The organism is Salicibibacter cibarius (genome assembly GCF_016495725.1).
In the GTDB taxonomy this organism is placed as follows: domain Bacteria; phylum Bacillota; class Bacilli; order Bacillales; family Marinococcaceae; genus Salicibibacter; species Salicibibacter cibarius.
In genome coordinates this window covers 1,492,150-1,511,078 of record NZ_CP054705.1, presented here as the reverse complement: position 1 = coordinate 1,511,078, position 18,929 = coordinate 1,492,150, and the positions used below count along the sequence as shown (strand labels likewise).

General features: G+C 42.5%; 20 protein-coding genes and 1 pseudogene. 10 read left to right on the top strand and 11 right to left on the bottom strand.

Annotation, left to right across the window (positions count from 1 at the left end; genetic code table 11):
* Nucleotides 1–21 precede the first annotated feature (21 nt).
* Both HUG15_RS07905 and HUG15_RS07900 read left to right on the top strand, forming a co-directional pair.
* A complete protein-coding gene (locus HUG15_RS07905) occupies nt 22–240 on the top strand; it encodes a DUF2922 domain-containing protein (protein WP_200128147.1) in 219 nt (72 codons plus the stop codon).
* Between the two features lie 35 nt (nt 241–275).
* Nucleotides 276–407, top strand: coding sequence for a YvrJ family protein (locus HUG15_RS07900; RefSeq protein WP_200088969.1), 132 nt, complete (start codon nt 276–278; stop codon nt 405–407).
* 118 nt (nt 408–525) lie between these two features.
* On the opposite strand, the gene HUG15_RS07895 is transcribed toward HUG15_RS07900, so the two are convergent.
* The 5 genes and pseudogenes from HUG15_RS07895 to tnpB form a co-directional block, all read right to left on the bottom strand.
* Nucleotides 526–723: a hypothetical protein gene (locus HUG15_RS07895; protein ID WP_200128146.1), complete on the bottom strand. Its 198-nt coding sequence runs from the start codon at nt 721–723 to the stop codon at nt 526–528.
* Between the two features lie 397 nt (nt 724–1,120).
* A complete protein-coding gene (locus tag HUG15_RS07890) occupies nt 1,121–2,422 on the bottom strand; it encodes an IS91 family transposase (RefSeq protein WP_200128145.1) in 1,302 nt (433 codons plus the stop codon).
* A gap of 228 nt (nt 2,423–2,650) precedes the next feature.
* Nucleotides 2,651–3,646 carry an aldo/keto reductase gene (locus HUG15_RS07885; protein WP_200128144.1) on the bottom strand — a complete coding sequence of 332 codons (996 nt, stop codon included), beginning with the start codon at nt 3,644–3,646 and terminating at the stop codon, nt 2,651–2,653.
* Between the two features lie 208 nt (nt 3,647–3,854).
* Nucleotides 3,855–4,487: a CatA-like O-acetyltransferase gene (locus tag HUG15_RS07880; protein ID WP_200128143.1), complete on the bottom strand. Its 633-nt coding sequence runs from the start codon at nt 4,485–4,487 to the stop codon at nt 3,855–3,857.
* A 372-nt stretch (nt 4,488–4,859) separates the two neighbouring features.
* Nucleotides 4,860–5,924: pseudogene (gene tnpB, locus HUG15_RS07875) on the bottom strand (IS200/IS605 family element RNA-guided endonuclease TnpB).
* Nucleotides 5,925–6,126: 202 nt separating this feature from the next.
* Here tnpB and HUG15_RS07870 point away from each other — a divergent pair.
* Nucleotides 6,127–6,795, top strand: coding sequence for a lytic transglycosylase domain-containing protein (locus tag HUG15_RS07870; RefSeq protein WP_200128142.1), 669 nt, complete (start codon nt 6,127–6,129; stop codon nt 6,793–6,795).
* A gap of 458 nt (nt 6,796–7,253) precedes the next feature.
* Here the strand turns inward: HUG15_RS07870 and HUG15_RS07865 are convergent, their stop codons facing one another.
* Together HUG15_RS07865 and HUG15_RS07860 are read right to left on the bottom strand one after the other, a co-directional pair.
* The gene (locus HUG15_RS07865; protein ID WP_200128141.1) at nt 7,254–7,481 is read right to left on the bottom strand and encodes a hypothetical protein; all 228 of its coding nucleotides are present in this window, start codon (nt 7,479–7,481) and stop codon (nt 7,254–7,256) included.
* A gap of 59 nt (nt 7,482–7,540) precedes the next feature.
* Nucleotides 7,541–8,266: an isocitrate lyase/phosphoenolpyruvate mutase family protein gene (locus tag HUG15_RS07860; protein WP_200128140.1), complete on the bottom strand. Its 726-nt coding sequence runs from the start codon at nt 8,264–8,266 to the stop codon at nt 7,541–7,543.
* A gap of 207 nt (nt 8,267–8,473) precedes the next feature.
* Here HUG15_RS07860 and HUG15_RS07855 point away from each other — a divergent pair, with 207 nt between their 5' ends.
* The 4 genes from HUG15_RS07855 to HUG15_RS07840 all read left to right on the top strand — a co-directional run bounded on the left by HUG15_RS07855 (nt 8,474) and on the right by HUG15_RS07840 (nt 11,547).
* The gene (locus tag HUG15_RS07855; RefSeq protein ID WP_200128139.1) at nt 8,474–8,863 is read left to right on the top strand and encodes a helix-turn-helix domain-containing protein; all 390 of its coding nucleotides are present in this window, start codon (nt 8,474–8,476) and stop codon (nt 8,861–8,863) included.
* 402 nt (nt 8,864–9,265) lie between these two features.
* Nucleotides 9,266–9,514 carry a helix-turn-helix domain-containing protein gene (locus HUG15_RS07850; RefSeq protein ID WP_200128138.1) on the top strand — a complete coding sequence of 83 codons (249 nt, stop codon included), beginning with the start codon at nt 9,266–9,268 and terminating at the stop codon, nt 9,512–9,514.
* Between the two features lie 86 nt (nt 9,515–9,600).
* Nucleotides 9,601–10,068 (top strand): flavin reductase family protein, encoded by a 468-nt coding sequence (locus tag HUG15_RS07845; protein ID WP_200128137.1) that lies wholly within the window; start codon nt 9,601–9,603, stop codon nt 10,066–10,068.
* Between the two features lie 96 nt (nt 10,069–10,164).
* Nucleotides 10,165–11,547, top strand: a complete 1,383-nt coding sequence (locus tag HUG15_RS07840) for a DHA2 family efflux MFS transporter permease subunit (protein WP_200128136.1) — start codon at nt 10,165–10,167, stop codon at nt 11,545–11,547.
* Between the two features lie 144 nt (nt 11,548–11,691).
* Here the strand turns inward: HUG15_RS07840 and HUG15_RS07835 are convergent, their stop codons facing one another.
* The 3 genes from HUG15_RS07835 to HUG15_RS07825 are packed head-to-tail and all read right to left on the bottom strand — an operon-like array spanning nt 11,692 to nt 13,303.
* Nucleotides 11,692–12,306 (bottom strand): FMN-binding negative transcriptional regulator, encoded by a 615-nt coding sequence (locus HUG15_RS07835; protein ID WP_200128135.1) that lies wholly within the window; start codon nt 12,304–12,306, stop codon nt 11,692–11,694.
* Nucleotides 12,307–12,310: 4 nt separating this feature from the next.
* Nucleotides 12,311–12,832: a spermidine/spermine N(1)-acetyltransferase gene (gene paiA, locus HUG15_RS07830; protein ID WP_200128134.1), complete on the bottom strand. Its 522-nt coding sequence runs from the start codon at nt 12,830–12,832 to the stop codon at nt 12,311–12,313.
* Nucleotides 12,833–12,850: 18 nt separating this feature from the next.
* The gene (locus HUG15_RS07825; RefSeq protein WP_200128133.1) at nt 12,851–13,303 is read right to left on the bottom strand and encodes a MarR family winged helix-turn-helix transcriptional regulator; all 453 of its coding nucleotides are present in this window, start codon (nt 13,301–13,303) and stop codon (nt 12,851–12,853) included.
* Between the two features lie 272 nt (nt 13,304–13,575).
* Between HUG15_RS07825 and HUG15_RS07820 the strand changes: the two genes are divergently transcribed.
* Genes HUG15_RS07820 through HUG15_RS07810 form a run of 3 tightly spaced genes read left to right on the top strand, consistent with a single transcriptional unit; the run spans nt 13,576 to nt 17,426 of the window.
* Complete coding sequence (locus HUG15_RS07820; protein WP_200128132.1) at nt 13,576–15,153, top strand: spore germination protein; 1,578 nt, start codon at nt 13,576–13,578, stop codon at nt 15,151–15,153.
* Nucleotides 15,150–16,325, top strand: coding sequence for a Ger(x)C family spore germination protein (locus HUG15_RS07815; protein ID WP_200128131.1), 1,176 nt, complete (start codon nt 15,150–15,152; stop codon nt 16,323–16,325). Before HUG15_RS07820 ends, HUG15_RS07815 begins: the two co-directional genes overlap by 4 nt.
* Before the next feature lie 18 nt (nt 16,326–16,343).
* Complete coding sequence (locus HUG15_RS07810; protein ID WP_200128130.1) at nt 16,344–17,426, top strand: GerAB/ArcD/ProY family transporter; 1,083 nt, start codon at nt 16,344–16,346, stop codon at nt 17,424–17,426.
* 9 nt (nt 17,427–17,435) lie between these two features.
* Here HUG15_RS07810 and HUG15_RS07805 read toward each other — a convergent pair whose 3' ends face one another.
* Nucleotides 17,436–18,911, bottom strand: a complete 1,476-nt coding sequence (locus HUG15_RS07805; protein ID WP_200128129.1) for an MDR family MFS transporter — start codon at nt 18,909–18,911, stop codon at nt 17,436–17,438.
* Between the last annotated feature and the right edge of the window lie 18 nt (nt 18,912–18,929).

The following is an 18,929-nucleotide window of genomic DNA, read 5'->3' as shown; positions in this document are numbered from 1 at the left end:
AAAGCGAAAGGAGTGTAGAGCATGACCGTAGAATTGCAAATGCGATTTCGTAATGAGGAAGGACAGATGGCGACAATATCAGTAAGCAACCCTGCGGAAGAGCTTGAATCTTCCCAACTGGAGGATGTGATGGATCAAATTCTTGATCACAGCGTATTTTTCACCTCCGGCGGTCTCCTCGTTGAAAAAGTCGACGCAAGGTTAGTCTCGCGTTCAGTCGAGCAGATGTACGAGGCTTAAGGAGACCGGTAGCTGAAAAAAGGGGGTTCACAATCATGGAAGAATGGATGTCACTGCTTTTTAACCATGGATTTGCAGCTGTCGTTGCTTTCTACTTGCTGCATCGAATGGAAAAAAAGCTCGACCTATTAATCAACGCTGTTTGTGAACGGCCGACACAGGAATAAAAGAGAAGCCGCTCTGAAAAGGAGTGGCTTCTCTTTTTATTTTATTCTATTAAAGCGCTTCTATATACTTTTACTCCTGTGCAGTATTGGTTTCGTTTACTCGTCAAGTTCATCCGCGTCAAATTCCCAGCGGACCTCGTTGCCTAATTCTACCATATACTAGTTCGCATCTATCCGTTTCAGTTATATCAAATAAAATTTCGCCTGTAAGTGAATTTACAGGCGAAATTTCTTCTTCTTCAAAACCGTAATCCCAATAAAAATCAATGTAAGGATCACCATCATTTGTTATTTCGGCAACAGCAGGAAACTCCATAGTATCCTATAATTTTTCATATATGGTTTTGATTGTTATCCCAGTTATCACAAACACGTCATCCGTAGCAGCTTCGCCTTCCACTTCATCCTCGATCCATATATCGTTTAATGTAATACCAAAGGTAGTGTCGTACGTTCCTCTTTGCTCTCGCTTTCCTCATAACACTCAATACAACAGATAAGAAAAACCTAGCTTGGGAAAACCGCCCAAGCTAGGTCCTTGTCATGATCACTGCTTGTCCGATAGCCGGTACTCATAACCATGAACGCCTTTATAATACTCCGGATACATCTCCCCTTCACATTGTTGGCAGGCAAACATGGGTGGGACACTGGGGTCGCCAGGGTCCATGTGATCAAAATCACGAACGACCGTGTAAGGGATCGCTTCGTGTTCATGACACTGTAAACAAACAAAGTTGACGGTCTTGGGATGCTGATTCGTCGGTGGTTTCTTCTTCTTTTTTTGTTTCTTTTTTCGGTGTTTCGATACGGGGGACATGACCGATCTCCCTTTCCAAATAGCTTCTGGCCGTTTCACCCAAGGCGACTTTAACCACTAATCGCCCGTTCTCAAGACAGACTTCTCCCTTATACTCAAAGTAGTTATCACATTTGGGACATCGCAAAGGATCCTTATGTCCGCTGGCTATGACCCGTTCTCTCCAAGTTTGGCGGCGCAGGGTTCGCTTCACCTGGGTGATCCACGTCTTCTTCGTTTTTTGCCACGCCGCCAGTAACTTTTTACTCACGTTCTTCGTTCTTCTCGAGTACAGCCCATAATGACGGATCGTTTTAAACTGTTCATCCGGGATATGGCGAATGAGCCGACGGATGAACTCCTCGGCACTCACGCTCACATATTTCTCTTTCCCATCGACTTTATCATGGTACTTAAACGTCACCATTTGCCCGTCATAGGCCTCGATCCGATTGATGCCAATCGCCGGTCGACGCATATAACGGCCAATATATCGGAGTTGGTCTTGCACCTTTCCCCGTTGTTTAGGGGCATAGATATAGAAGCCTTCTCCGTTTTTGGAGAACGCTTGTTGGAGACGCGCTTGCACGCGTTTCTTGTCCTTCCCGGATAAATGCTTGCGAATCAGCTTCAAGACAACGGTTTGCCATTGTTTGCGAAGCATCTGGAAGGGGAGAAAATCATACGTTTTCCATGCCCCTTTCTTTGTCATCCCGCCCATTGTCACCAGCATGTGAATGTGGGGGTTGAAATTGACTTGGGAGCCAAAGGTATGTAACCCCACAATGATCCCCGGGGTCACTTTGCCTTTCTTCTCGAAGTATTCTTTGATCAGCCGTGCGCCTTCATCCATCAACGTTTTCAATAATTCCCGGTGGAGCAGAAACACGTCTCGCAGCCCCTCATCGATCGTCAGAATCACATGCCGATGGTTGACCTGGAACACGTCTTCCATGAGCAGACGACTCCATTCCTCGCTTTCTCCAATCGAACAGGTCGTACAAAATCGCCCTTTACAGCGATAGGGGACTTTTCGGGTCTCGTGGCAGCCTTCGCATACAAAGAGTTTGAATCCGTTCTCGGGATTCCCACAATCGCGGAATTTTTCCACTTCTTTATGGACAACAGGGCGGATGCGATCCCCATGTTTTTCGACAAATTGTTCCCAATGATGATGGTGGTCAAAGAATATACGTCGAAGAATATTAGATTCCATATCTACACCCTAACACATTCCCCGGCATAGAGGGAGCCAAAATTTATACTTTCTTATCTTTTTAGAAAACTTGGCTTTTCGCCAAGCTTTTATGGCGAAAAGCCTTAGTTGCACTTATGTAGGTAAGAAAGTTGATTTATACTTTCTTACCTACATAAGATAAAAAAGCTGTTTGAACGTGAAATACACAAACAGCTTTTCTTATCCTATATAGTCATTTTAATGTAATTATTTTAGTTTCTTTGGCAATGGGGCCTTAGAAGAGATGAACCCTTTTTCTAATAGCTCTTGCCAAAAGGCATCTGGAATTTCCGTTTTTATCGCTGCCAAGTCTTCTTTGATCCGATCCGGACGGGAAGAACCAGTAATAACTGCTTTGGTTGCAGGGTGGGCTGTGGAAAATTGCAGAGCAGCCGCCTTTAAGCTAACATCATAACGTTTTGCAATTTCCTCCAGTCGTTCTACTTTTGCTTTGATTTCCGGAGAAGCTTTTTCATAGTTAAAATAATCCCCTCCAAGCAAGACGCCGGAACTATAGGCTCCACCGATAACAAAACCAACCCCTTTTTCTTGCGCGGCAGGCATCATGCGCTCCAGTGCACGTTCATGTTGCAGGAGCGTATACTGGGTGGCTGACAGACACAGATCAGGGCTTGCATCTTCTAACTCCATGGCCAATTCAACAGGTTCTGTTGTATTGACTCCGACACCCCAGGATTTAATAACTCCCTCATCACGGAGGCGTGTAAGTACACGAAATGCCCCTTTTCTTGCCTCATCAAATTTTGATACCCATTCATCTCCATGGAAATCAGGCGAAATATCATGTACATATACAATATCCAACCGATCTGTTTTCAAGCGTTCCAGGCTTTGCTCAATCGAGCGGAGTGTTGCGTCCTCTGTGTAATCGGTAATCACTTTATTTTTACGTGCGTTTTCGAATAATCCTGATTTCTCCTCCTTTTCGTCTAAAATATAACGCCCTACTTTTGTGCTAATTACATAATCATCGCGATTGTATTTGGATAACGCTTCTCCTACCCGTATTTCCGATAAGCCGGATCCATATAAAGGAGCTGTATCAAAATAGCGTATCCCTTGATCCCATGCAGTATCAATGGTTGCCTGAGCTTCTTCCTCTGAAACATCACGGAACATACTCCCTAAAGGGCCTGTCCCCAAACCGATTTTTTCTTTTAGCGCTTTGTCCAGGTTATTCATGCTTAGCAGTCCTCCTTCTGTTTCCCCATCGAATATATTAACACTCACTTATGCCACGATAAAGCAATTACTTCTAATGCAATCGGGTTACTTTATATGTTTCAAGGCGTGTTTTACGAATGAGCAGGTATCGCAAATTGATTAATAAAATTGTACACTGTTCCCCATTCCGCTAATATAACTCAGCAGACAGATACAGCTTTTTTCCTTAACGATCCATTTCACATTGCAGTATTTCAAAAAAAGACGACACATGATAGGCATCCACGGTTGCGTGATGAACTTTAATATTCACCGGCATTAGCAACTGTGAACCAACGTTTTCGTACTTTCCAATGGTAATCATTGGTATCAAATTATTTTTGATAGCTGCCGGATGAGATGAAAAATGTTCAAAATGCACCCAAGGAATGGATGAAATATTCACAACGTTGGGTGGAACATCTCCCATTGGCGCGATATCTGTTGTGTTTGCATAGTCTTTTACAAGCTTTTTGTACTCACGGTCAACGGATTGATAATCTATTAATTCTCCCAACCATAAGGTATAAAATAACGCTGTTTCTTGATTAAAGTTCGTAAACGTTGGCACTAATGCTTGCCATTCTACTAACTGCCCATCCAGGTGGGCATACCTCATATTCGGAATCTTATTAACCGATTTAGTCAAATTATATATGGAGTAAGCATAAAAACTAATCGATTCGTCTTTGCATTTTTCAACTGCCCGAGTAACATCAATTTTCACTGTCACTTCAAACGTTGTGTCTGTCGCCATAAAATACTCATAATAGCTTCTTCTTGGAAAACTTTCCAAATCAATGACTTGATACGTCGCCATCTTTGTGCCCCCCATTATAAACTTATATTACTTTTATCATCAGAAACCCTCTAGATTCAAAGGGGTGAAATTTCGCCATAAATACGTTTTTCGTCATTTTTTCTCCGTTCATTCATTTACAACAATGTGATAAAATCTATAAAGTGGGAGCACCTCACGGAAGATGACGGTGACCAATTCATGAAACATTGATGATACCTATTTGCAAAATCAGTGCTCATGTTAAACTAATCATAAATGAATGAAAACGACTTCGATGAAAATAATAACATCTTCTGAAGTCTGGTATGACATTGAACTACTCCATCTTAATTTCTATCAAAATTTGAAGGTGGAGATTGCTAAAAACACCTTCGTAACCGATGGTTTTGATTAGGCTATCCCCGCAGTACCTATGGTTAAGCGCAAGATTTCATTGCGCAATTTATACTTGCGTTTATATCTCTATCGTGGCGGGCTTGGCATTTCGGACAACCCCATTCACGTAACGTGAAATGTTTAACGTCTTTGTTTTGATACCCACAACTTGAGCAACGTTGGCTGGAAGGGAAGTTTTTGATTACCGTTACGACTCGCTTCCCGTACCATTTCGCTTTGTATTCAAGCATGGAACGAAAATGCGACCAACTGACCCCGCTAATCGCTTTTGCTAAGTTGTGATTCTTTAACATATTCGTTACTTGCAAATCCTCAATACCAATAATGTCGTGGTTTTTGACAATGTCAGTAGAGATTTTATGCAAGTAATCATGACGTGCGTTTTCAATTTTCTCATGAAGCCGTGCAACTTTAATACGCTAATTATGCCAGTTAGACGAACCTTTTTGTCGCCTTGCAAGGATGCGTTGTGCATAAGCTAACTTCTTTTCTAATGTACGGAAAAGCTTAGGGTTTTTGTGAAAGGTGCCATCCGAAAGAATGGCGAAGTCTTTAATCCCAACGTCAATTCCTACAGATTCACCTGTTTTCAGTAATTTTTCACTTCTGTCTCAACGGGAACAGAAACAAAATATTTGCCACTTGGTTTGCGTTTCATTGTCACGCTGAGTATACGTCCTTTGACCTCACGACTTTTGGCGAACTTAACCATGCCAAGTTTCGGTAACTTGATTTTGTTATCAAATATCGCAATGTTGCCGTTTGTATGCTTCGTTTTGTTTTTTGAAAAACCTCGCATACGCGTCCGCAAGGTTTTTAAGGGACGATTGAATAGCAATGCTATCCACTTCTTTTAACCAAACCAATTCTTTCTTTAGTTGCGTTGATTGGGAAGAGTAAATAATGTAGGTTAAGCCTCTTCCAGTTTTGGTATTCGCTTTTCCATTTACCCAAAAAATGATTAAATATGAAACGACTGCAACCAATCGTTTTGGCGATTAAAATTTCTTGCTCTTTCGTTGGATAGATACGAAACTTATAAGCTTTATTGACGATCATTGTTGTTCACCTTTAACGAAAACACTTGTTTGCATTTATTATACGTTATCCTTTATGTTTTGTCTATTTTTTCTCCTATCATTTGGGCAATAGCCCGAGGGCGATTCATCCCCCCCACTTCATAGGAAGTGGGGGATCTCGCCTAAAACCGATAAAAAAACAGAAGTGGACGAGCCATAATTTAAATAGAGGAGCATACCGGATGGGAACACCGAAAAAGAAATATAAAAATAAAAGCACAACCCGCAAACGTTTTGTTGGCATCGGATCGATTTGCGCCCTCTTGTTTCTCGCGATCGGTATTTTTATGATTGCTCAGACATTCAACGAACAACAAATCGATCGATTTTTAGATGGAGGCATTTCCGGTTACGGCAACGATGAAATACCTGAACAATATTATCCTATTTACCAGGCTGCCGCCGAAGCATACGAAATTCCTTGGGAGGTGTTACCGGCTATTCACCGTATCGAGACGAAATTTTCAACAATGGACCCTATGGTTTCCCCCGTCGGAGCAGAAGGACACATGCAATTCATGCCTTGTACTTGGCACGGATGGAGCCATCACTCTTGTGATGATGCGGGAGCCGGGGAAATTCCCAATACAGAGCTCAAAAATCCTGACACGATTGAGATGAATGGTGGATATGGAGTGGATGCAACAGGGAGTGGCACCGCCGATCCATGGGATGAAAGAGATGCCATTTTTTCCACCGCTAATTTTTTAGCTGCCAACGGCGCGGATGAAGGCGACTTGGAAAGTGCCCTATATATGTATAATCGCTCGGACATGTACGTAGAAGAAGTCATGGCCTATTACGACATCTATACAAACGATGGTTATGAGATCGTGGACGAAAATGAATAAAAAGCAGGGTTCTCGCCGATCCTGCTTTTTATTGGCTTTGATCTTTTACACAGGGATTGCTTAATAACGGAAAAAGACTAGTGCAACGTTTCATGATAGCTTTACTGCACAAAAAAACCAGCCAAACGATGATCTACCACGGCAACTGAGAACTCAAAATGCTGTTTTTATCCCCGATCAGTCTTCAAAGAATCGGGAGATATGTGAATAAAAGTTTTGGAAAGAAGTTCTGATATAGACCACTAGCCCATAAGCATTTTCTGTTGATTTTGTCAAAGATGGATGCAAGCCTATAAGCAGAAAAACCCTTGCACTTCTGGCAACGTACGGAGGGATAACGCTGCAATGGCGTAGACATCAAAACGGCCGCGTCAAGACCCCGCACAGCGCCGGTTTTGCGCGAGGAGGCTTGACCGTTCGTCTGTGGAAAGCGAAGCCATGGAAGCGGCATCCCGGCTTCAGCTGTTATCTGCAACTTGTTCAGCAATCCCTAAATACGGCAAATCATGCTTTTGTTTTGCTACCGCAGTGAAATCAATGGTTGCGTCAATTACCTCATCTTGGTCAGAAATGGCTTCTTTCAGCAACTCGCCTTGCGGAGATATGATCCGTGACCGCCTTGCAATCGGCAATTGCAAGGTTGTGTGTTTTGTCTCCGGGAATGCAGTCCATCTGAACAGCGGCAACGGTTAAGCTTCGCATGATCCCCTCCTTCTTCAGATCCTTCTATCTCCGGATTTATTTTTCACGTATCTTTATAGGCTTCGGCATAGATCTTCTTCATTCGATGGATATGTCCTTCTTGTAAAACCGTAGCGTGATAGCCCATGTTTTTCAGTGCCGAGTAAGACAGGTCTTGGTTATTGTCTTTGTTTAACAAGGCAAGCAATGGCCCATTCGTATATTGAGACGTGTATAAATATTCCCCTTCTGTGTACAATCCCTGATACAAAATAAAATCTGCGCCCGCGTGCAACAATTTGTTTGCCTTGGTTACCGCCGCTTCGATGCCAGTGATCGATGCATTTGCCCGAATAGCCATGACAATTTTCACTTCAGGAAAATAATGCTTCATCTGAACGATGATTTGGGTCAATTCCTGGGTTGAAGAGTTTATTTCATCATCGATTTGAATCATCCGTATGCCTAACTGACGCAGTTCATACACCTGCTTAATAATCTGTTGGCAGGAGCGGGCGTCTAGAGGCAATTGCACGAGCAATGCCAAAGCGCTTACTTGCGTAATGCTCCGCACGCTGGCAATCATCTCCGTCGCGCTTAATGTATAGGAAGAGGCATAGCCATACAATTTTGATACATCGTCGGAGGAGAGAAATGCCATTCGAAATCCTTTATCTTCCACCGCCTGTGCGCTTAACGGATCATGTGCAGACGGAATTAAAGGTATTTCCCCGGCTGAAAAGTCCTCATTCGCCTGTTTTCGTCTTTGTTCTATTTCTTCCCAATGCATGGTTATCGATCACTTCCTTCAATTTGTTCGCAAAGTTCTCCAAAACGTCCTTCCCCATCCTACAACAATTTTCTCACAACATAAATGTTTCTTAAAGGAACATTTTTTCTTTTGGTGATCCTTTTAGGAACATTTTCCTTTTAAGTAAATGCAAACCTTTATAATAGAGGGGATGTAATCACCACGTTGATAAATGGGGAATGATGCATGGACGATTTTTCCGAGCGTCTTAAATACACGCGCGAGTCAAAAAAAGAAATAGAGGATAATTGGACGCAACAATACGTCGCTGAACAGATCGGAGTGGCACGATCGACTTATACAGCTTATGAAAGGGGGACGAAACAGCCGTCTCTCGATACCGTTAATGCACTTGCCGATTTGCTTGACGTGTCCGTCGATTACTTGCTCGGGCGTACGGAAAAGACGCGATACCCATACTACCAAAGCGCCCCCGGGCAATCATTAGAAGCGTTTTATGAAGACCGTAACATAAGTGTTGACGAAAGAGCATATTTGGAAGAAGAACTGGAAAAATACCGCCGTTTAAAACAACAATGGAAACCTACCCCTGACGAAACACCGAAAAAAGGCTAATGTTTTTCGCACATATGTTCCTCCTATATAATCAGTGTAATTGACCGAACTTTTTTTTGCAAGAAAAAAGCCAGGTGCATGATGGCACAGCGTTATCAAAGACTAATTTTGTTGCTCGAGCCCTTGGGCGTATATCCCCATTGCTCGAGCACTTTTTTGTTTTTTAAGAGCCCGAAGCCCTTTGCTAGCAATCTTAAAAAACGGCTGTTATGATGGTTATTGGATGATTTGATTTTTATCATACACTGCTAAGATGTACAATTCATATTTTATGAGAAGATCAGTAGAACACTCGTAACTTCAGCCATGAGATAAATACTGATCGGTCTTGAACTTAATTTCACACCTTCGAAGTGGTATCATAGTATTAAGAATATGACACCAAGGAAGTGCAAAATCCGAATGGCTAATTCAGATATAAATTTGAAATTTAAAGGTTATCAATATCAACTTTACCCAACGGAAGACCAAGAAACATTCATTAACAAAACCCTTGGTTGTAGCCGTTATGTCTTTATCCATTTTCTTGCCTTGTGGGAATCTGAATACAAGGCCTCGGAGAAAGGCCTGAGCTATCATTCTTGTGCAAATTTACTTCCCGCACTGAAAGAAGAACTCCCTTGGTTGCAGGAAGTAGACGCCACGTCTTAACAAAAATCGATTCGGAATCTTGCTGATTCTTACGCAAGGTACTTTTTTTTACAAATTGCAGCTAGAACGGAGGAGTGACGACATTCATGGATGATTTACAATTTCGGCAGGCAATGGGGAAGTTTTCCACGGGCGTTACCATTCTTACAACGGAGCATGATGGCAAGCCACACGGAATGACGGCCAATGCGTTTATGTCCGTCTCCATGAACCCGAAACTGGTAGCCGTATCCGTTGACCATAAAACGGATATGTACGAAAAGATTTTAAACGCAAAAAAATATGCAGTAAGCATTTTAGATACAGCTCAAGCGGAGCTATCAAAAACATTTGCAAAACAATTACCGGGAAAAGAACAATTTGCTTTCACCACTTTCCATTCCTTGCCCATCGTTCCCGACGCACTTGTCCACCTCGCCTGTGACGTCGTTCAAGAAGTAAAAGCAGGGGATCATACGATCTTTATCGGAGAGGTCAAAGATATCCAAACGAAAGACGAAGAGAATGAAGAACCGCTCGTATACTACCGAAGCAAGTATCATACGTTGCAATAATCGCGTAAAACGTTCCCCTTGATTACCCCCAAAGGGAGCGTTTTATGGTTGCAGTACAGGCCAATGGGATTCAATAAAAGGAGGTTCAGTTAATGAGTGGTGGGAGGAAAATTAGAATCTAAGGGTGTTGTTGTTGTCGTCTTATCAGCAGCTTTTTTATTTGCGTTTAGTCAATTCTTACTAATCACAGCCTACCCAACGATTATGAACGAGTTTGATGTCAATGCCACTCAAGTACAATGGTTAACAACGGCTTTCTTACTCACAACCATTGTCTTTATCCCAATGACAGGGTATTTATCAAATGCTTTTTCATCAAAAAACCTTGTTGTTTTTTCGCTCTCATGCTTACTCGTTGGTACGGTCATCGGGGGATTGGCTCCAAGCTTCGGTATATTAATTTTATCAAGAGTTGTTCAGGCTATTGGTGCCGGCATCATCTTACCCTTAGTACAGACAATCTTATTGACTGTGTTTCCATATGAACGAAGAGGGTTTGCGATGGGGCTATTGGGGGCTGTCGTTAACGTGGCGCCTGCTAGTGCACCATCGATCTCCGGCATGATTATTGACATTTTCAATTGGCGCTCGCTTCATTGGGTGCTACTCCCCATCGTGATTGTCACTTTAGTTTTAGCTATATTTATGATGAGGAATGTGTTGGAGAAGCAACAGGCAAAATTAGATCCTTTCTCAATCACCCTATCTGCCATTGGCTTTTCCTTTTTCATTTTCGGTTTAAGCAATATTAGTGTAACAGGATTTTTAGACACACTTGTTATCGTACCAATCTTGATTGGCGTTCTGTCCCTTTTCGCCTTTATTCGCCGTCAATTTTTCTTACCCTTGCCAGTGCTAAATATACGATTGTTTCGTAATGCCACGTTTCGTTTGGCAATCATTCTTATCTTCATTAATATGATGCTTCTTTTATCTGCGGAAACGATCTTACCAATGTTCGCACAAGACGTTCTAAAAACTAGTGCGTTTTTATCCGGATTCATTCTCGTTCCCGGCACAATCCTTCTTTCCGGAAACCTATATGATCGTTACGGAGGTAAGAGAATTGCCAGTGTCGGATTTACATTCACTGCCACTTCATTAGTCTTATTGAACACGGTAAGCATGGAACATTCGCCATACTGGATTATGGCCCATTTTTGTCTATTTATGATCGGTTTTGGATTAACCCTCATGCCTCTCGTTACGGTAAGTATGAACGCTTTAGACGATCAGGATATTTCTCATGGCTCTGCAATTGTAAACACAGCACGACAATTTGGAATGACGTTTGGTATTATCGTTCTATCCACGATTATAAGTATCACCACATCAATCAGGGAGACCTCATATGAAGTAGGTACATACTGGGGAACAACCTATGCCTTGATTGTGATGGCTGTGTTATCTTTAATTGGACTTACGCTTACAACATTCATCAGGGAGAGAAAAGGAAGTAAGCCTACTAGAGAAATGTAATTGTCTACGTGCAAAAATCATCCTGTGCAACGCTTATATCTTGGCTCTCGGAAATCGAGGGCTACTATTTTTTGGAGGCAAGAACATTTGAACACTGTTCTGCCCCCGAGTAATATATTACACATACGTCTGTATTAAACAGGGTTAGACATCAGCATCTAAGTTCTTTTTCATGTAAGAAGCAATCTTTTGTTCGTTTTCATGATCAGATTTTTCAAGCTCCTGAATCACCAACTTTTGCCGCTCTCTCGGGTGGTTTTGACTTAATTTCGCCTTCCCTTCAATTTTCTCCACTTTTATCTTAAAGCCTACAACTCCTGTAGTTTGGCCTGCAATATATTTAGAATCGACTTCATCTAATTGATATGAGCTATCGGAATTCTCATATTTCAGTACAAGTTCATTTAATGAGTCCTTTAATTCTTTTCCCTCGATAAGTTCGACGTGCCCATAAACATGAGTAGTAATATAATTCCATGTAGGGACTGCCCTATTTGTCTCGTACCAAGACGGTGAAATATAGCAGTGTGGGCCATGAAAAATGGCAAGTACTCTTTGTTTATTTATATCTTTCCATTGAGGATTCGCTCGTGCAAAATGCCCATACAGATGCTCCCTCTCTTTATCCATCATTAACGGTATATGGCTTGCAGTAGGTTCACCCTCGTGCTGCGATAATAAAGTAGCAAAGCCATACTCATCGATCATTTCATAGAGTGTCTCTTCATCCTCAATGTAAAAATGTGAAGGAATATACATAAGATTACACTCCTATCATTTTCGTCATAATCAAGTCAGTTTGTTGTTCATCTCCCATGTAAAAGGAATGAGTGCCGATTTTAACGAATCCTTTTCTCTTATAAAATTGAATTGCATCCACATTGGCTTCCCATACACCTAGCCAAATTTTCTTTTTATTTTGGACCTTGGCGACTTCCAGCCCTTTATTTAAAAGATGATTTCCTAGCCCCTTTTTTTGAAACTTTTCCCGGATATAAACCCTTTCAATTTCCAGGGCTTCTTCCCCCATATGTTCTGTTTGCGCTTCATTAATATTTACTTTTAAATAACCTGCGAGTTCATCATGAGAATATATAAAATAAAACGTTGAAAAGGGGGTCGATAATTCTTCTTCCAGCCTCTTTGTGTTAAAAGCTTTTTCCAGATAAGCTTTCATGTTCTCCTCTGAGTTCATATGAGCAAATGTCTCATGAAACGTGTTATAACTGATTTCTTGTAGTTTTTTTAAATCCTCTAATGTGCATTCATTGATGACGACAGACATCTGAATCAGAATCTCCTCTCAATACTCTCGTTTGTGTCCCTTTTTAACAAATTCCCAGTCAACCTCCACGTTTTTTCTGACCCTTTGAAGCAGAGCATGTAATGTATCAATCTCATCCAACGTAAATCCGGACAAGGCAACTTTGTTCGAGTGTTCTCCTTCTCTTTTTAAAAAAGGATAAATGTCTTCGCCTTTTTCCTTAGGAAACAACCTTTTAATTTTTTTATTGGTTTTGTCATCTCTTTTTTCAATAAAACCTTGAGTTTCTAGTCTTTTAATAGCGCGAGCTGCAGTTGTACGGTCTACTTTCACCATCTCTGCTAACTTTTCTTGAATAATGCCAGGGTTTTCACATATTCGCACAAGATATAAAAATTGCCCTTTGGTAAGATCAAGTTCCTTAAACTCAATATTGCTTATTGAATCCAACGACCTTGCTATGATTCCAATATCACGAAGTATATCCTTCATTATTCAGCACCCGTTTTCATTGACTTTACAACAATATTTATAATTTAAGGGTACAATATTTATGTTGTATTTGCAACAAAAATCAGTGGCAATGTATAAATAACTCTACAACCCATATGAACTCGTTTTTTTTGGGTGCCTGCCATCGCTTCGCACAACACAATAATGTTCTATGGACTGTTGAATTTTCGCTCCCTGGAGTAAGAATATAACGGTGAAACAGTGAGACAATAATGTTTATGCAAGGTTTCGCCAGAAAAGGGGTGAAAATCATGATAAAGTTCGCGAAAAGACGTTTCCAAAAAAGAAACAACGGATTGCCGCTCGCATCAAACCTTTCAACTTACCAACAATTTGCCCCTCTGGCAAACGATATTAAAAAAAATGAAACATACATTAACGAACGATTCGGGGAAAGCTCTGATGTGAATATCCATTCCTTTCAGTTGCCTCTCAACGAAAATGAGTACATAGAAGCACTGCTCGTTTACATTAACGCTTTCATCGATGATCATTCCGTTAGCCGGTATATTCTTGAACCGGTCAAAACATTTCATACGTTTACGTTAAACGAGGAATCATCCATAACAACGATTAAAAATCGCATCAACGTCAGCGAGATCCAAGAAGAAGCCGATCTTAACCGTTGTATTGATGAGGTGCTGCATCACCAAGCACTTTTAATGATTGACGGGGCTTCGGCGGGACTGTTAATGAATGTTTCCGGTTTTGAAAAACGCAGCCTCGAAGAACCTTTCACGGAAACATCCGTTAAAGGGCCTCATATCGGGTTTATCGAATCGATTGAAGACAACCTGGCTTTGCTCAGGCGTCACATTCAACATCCCGCTTTAAGGGTGCATATGTTTCAGCTTGGAACGCTGTCGCAAACAAAAGTGGCTGTCACTTATATGGACGGGATCGTCAAACCGGGAATCATTAACGAGATCAACAAGCGTTTACAAAAAATTGACGTAGACAGTGTGAACAATGCCGGACATCTGGAGCAGATGATTGAAGACCATCCTTATACGATATTTCCGACGATCGCCAACTCGGAACGGCCTGACAGAACAGCGATGCAATTACTGGACGGCCATTTTGCTATCTTTGTTGATGGTGACCCGATAACGCTGGTCGCTCCAAATCTTTTTATGGAAGCTTTTCACGGCGTGGAAGACTACAGCTCACGCCCTTATTATGCATCGTTTGTACGACTCCTGAGGATTGGTGGTTTTCTCATTAGCATCACTTTGCCGGCTAGTTTCATCGCGGCTGTCAATTTTCACAAAGAAATCATTCCTTCCGAAATGATTAGCGGGATGAGCGCTTCGCGAGAAGTCGTTCCTTTCCCTGTAGGGATGGAAATATTTATTATGATTATTTTATTTGAAATCGTACGGGAAGCAGGTATTCGTATGCCCCAGCCGATCGGACAAGCCGTCAGTATTGTGGGCGCACTCATTGTGGGCGAAGTTTCGGTCACAGCAGGATTAGTGGGAGCTCCTACCATTATCGTTGTTGCGGTTTCCGTACTTGCGTCCTTTGCTATCACACGTGTAGCCGACGTTATGGGCATTTTGAGATTAGCCTTGCTGCTCCCGGCCGGTTTATTTGGCGCGTACGGGCTTCTCCTTAGCTTACTGGGACTCGCCACCCACATGTTTTCGCTTCAGTCTTTCGGGGTCGGTTATATGGCCCCGCTAGCACCCTTTCATTTTCGCGATTGGGGAGATACCTTCATTCGTTTACCGATCCAATGGCGCAGAACACGGCCGCAAAGTATTCCCCATGAAAAGAAAGAAAAAATCAAACGGTTGCCGATAGACGATAAGGGGGATCACCCTTGAAAAAAATAGCAATGATTTGCCTATGTCTATCATTGTTAATGCCCACTGCCGGCTGTTGGAGCGGGAGCGATTTGGATGAAGTGGCAATGGTGTTCGGAGGGGGACTCGACAAAACCGAAAATGGATATGAATTGAGTGTTGAAATCTTGCAATCCTCCGGTGAAATCACGGCTGCTGAATCCGATCATGAAGGAATGGTGCTTTCCATGGAAAGGGAAACCCTTTTCGATGCAGTTCGCAGTATGATTCGGCAAGAAAAGCGGCGTCTGATTTTCACCCATACCAATATTCTCGTGCTCGGTGAATCATTGGCCGTTGATGACCTCACTACGCCGATCGATGTATTGAAAAGAGATCAAATGCCGCGTTTAAATAGTCTACTCTTAATCACACCCGACGACCCGAAAGACATTTTGGAGACGGCCACGATAAGCGGTGATCTTACTTCGGTGGAAATGGCCGACAGTATGGAGGGAACCGAGTTTACGGGCGAGTTTAAACCGATGGACTTGAAAACGGTTTTTGAAATGTTAAATTCTCCTATTTCGGCCACTTTTGTGCCCATGTTGCAAATAAATAACGAAAATAAAAAAACAATTGCCGAGCTGTCCGGTACAGCAGTGATTAACGAAGATCAAATGGTGGGGACCTTGAATGTACCGGAAACGAAAGGATTGCTTTATTTACGCAACGAAGCGGAAAGAGGAAGCATTACAGCAAAATTAACATCCGGAGATAAAGTGTCAATGGAAGTGCAAGATAAAGGAGTCATAATCGATCCTTCCTTGAATGGGGACCAATTAACCGTCGATATCGAAATGGAAATATGGGGAACACTGGCTGAAGTGCCAAGTGACATGATCGTAAACGATCAAACCATCCAAGAAATGGAAGACGCACTTACGGAAGAAATCCGTACACACATGCAAATGACGTTGAAAAAATTGCAAAAGGAATTAAAAACAGACATTCTTGATTTCGGCATCCTTGTTCACCAGAAATACCCGCAAAAATGGCCTGACCTCACGGATCAGTGGGATGACATCTTTGCAAACGCCGACGTCAATCTAATGATTGAAACCTCCATTGATCACGAGGGGTTGCTCGATCAGGATGAAGGCGAGGAAAAATCGGAATCGATTCCCTTCTTCTTTTGGAATCACAAAGATTAGCTGAGGAGCAAAAGAACCATGTTGAATCGTTGGGAAACGTTGTTTCTAATCCTTACAACCGTACCGATCATGGGCCATGTCCAAATCCTGCCTTTGATCTATGACGTCGCCGGACGTGATAGTTGGATTGCCGCCTCGTTATCATTTCCCGTTGGCATAGGGTTGATTATCGTCATCTACCGGTTGCGCCTAAAATATCCTGATCTTGATTTTCGTGGCATCAGCCAACACCTTCTGGGTCGCTTTGTCGGAAAAACTCTACTCCTCGTTATTGCTTTCTACTTTCTGTTTTTAAGCGCTTTTTCGGCTGCAGCGGTTACAGACATGGTTAACATTTCTTTTTTTCCGGAAACCCCGGTATGGGCGTTGGTTATCTTCTTTCTTTTGTTCTGTCTTTATGCAGCAAGCAAAGGGGTGAAAGTGATTGCCTATACCGCTTTGTTTATCGGAGTGTTCGCCCTTTTCACCGGGCATTCTATCTCATTTATCGACGTGTCTGAAAAAGAATTTAACCATATCTTGCCGCTTTTGGAATTTGGATTTGCTCCCGTCATTTGGGGAACAATCGCATTGATTAGCGTGTGGGCAGAGCTTATCTTTTTGCTCTTCCTTCCATTGCAGAATATCCGTCGGGAGCGTTTTCTAAGATTTTGGATGATCGGAGGCCTAGGTATTTTTTTTACGATGATCTCAACCATGACTGGAACCATAATGGTTTTTGGCATGGGGCAAACAGACAGTTTCAACTATCCTGCACTGGAAACCGTTCGCATCCTCACATTGGGATTTATTGACCGCTTTGACATCTACGGATTGATCCTTATGACATTTGGCTGTTACATACGAAGTGCATTATTTTTCTTTCTGGCTTACGATCAACTCGTCCCCCATAAAGAACAGCACCGATGGGTCAGGCGAGGAGTGTTTTTAGGGTTGGGATTGCTCACCGGCGGTTTGGCCCTTTACATCGCGAATAACCATCTTCGCATCGAGTATTTCACGATGCTGTATACAAACGCGCTCATTTTTGCACCTATCCCTTTTTTGCTTTTGGCGTTCTCGTGGATTAAACGGAAAAACCACAAGGAGATGAGCGCTTAATCCCTCGCCTCATCCCTCTTGTGGCCTCGCTTCATTATTATTTTTTTCATCCATTGCTTTAGGTTCATTGATCGTATCCGGTGGCGTCCCTTTTCCTTTCGGAACAAAGAAAGAAAGGATAAAGCCGATAAACGTGAGGATCGTTGCCAACCAAAAGGACATATTCACCCCGTGAACCATTGCTTCATCCATATTGGGCGCTTGTTCCGGTGCCAGGGCCATCGACGACATAACTGTCACGAGGGCAGCCGTTCCGATTGAACCGGCTACCTGTCGCACTGTATTATTCATCGCTGTTCCATGCGGAATCAATACATTAGGCAAAGAATTAATCGCCGCCGTTGTGACCGGCATCATGACGAAAGCCATCCCGAACATCCGAAACGTATTGACAATCGCCAAATAAGCAAAGGATGTTTCTGCGGTTAGTTGGGTAAACATAAATGTCGTCACGGAAACGGTGAACAAACCTAAGATCGCTAACTTTCGCGCGCCAAACTTATCAAAAATCCGGCCGGTAATCGGCGACATTAAGCCCATCGCCACAGCTCCCGGCAAAAGCATCAACCCGGTTTCAAGGGCTGTAAAATCATTCATATCCTGCATATAAATCGGCAAAATCGTTTGCGAGCCAATCATAGACATAAAAATAATCATGCCAATGACCGTGGCAATCGTAAAAACCCCGTACTTGAAAACGCGCACCTCGAGAATCGGTTGCGGAAGAATCAGTTGCCGCCACACAAAAAGACCCAAGGTGATGAGGCCAATAATCATGGGAAGGATCACATGCACGTCGGTCCATCCATAGGTTCCCGCAAAACTAAACCCGTAGAGCAACCCGCCGAAACCAAGCGTTGATAACATTACAGACAAAATATCCAGTTTCGGATTACGGGCAAACGACACATTTTTCAACGTCCAATAAGCGACAATCATATTCAATACAGCTAACGGAAAGATGATCCAAAATAAAATCGACCAATGAAAGTCTTGCACAAGGTAGCCGGACAACGTCGGTCCGATCGCTGGAGCAAATGCAATAACTAAACCGACCATCCCCATGGCAAAACCTCTGCGTTCAATCGGAAACACTAAAAGAAGGACAGTTTGCATGAGCGGCATCATAATTCCGGCACCCGCGGCTTGGGTAACCCGCCCGCCAATAAGCAACCCATACGTAGGCGCAAGTGCGCATATTAACGTTCCTAACGCAAACAAGCCCATCGCGGTAAAAAACAGGCGACGAGTCGTAAACTTTTCAATGAGAAAAGCAGTGATGGGGATCATCACTCCGTTCACGAGCATAAAAACAGAATTCACCCATTGGCCCAAATCAGCGCTTATGCCAAAGTCGTGCATAATATGCGGCAAGGCAGTGGCAAGCAACGTTTGGTTTAGGATGGCCATGAAAGCACCTGTCAATAGTATGGCTGCGATTGTTTTTACATTTTTCGTTCCTGATGAATTTGAACTAGTCGTCATTCTATATACCTTCTTTTA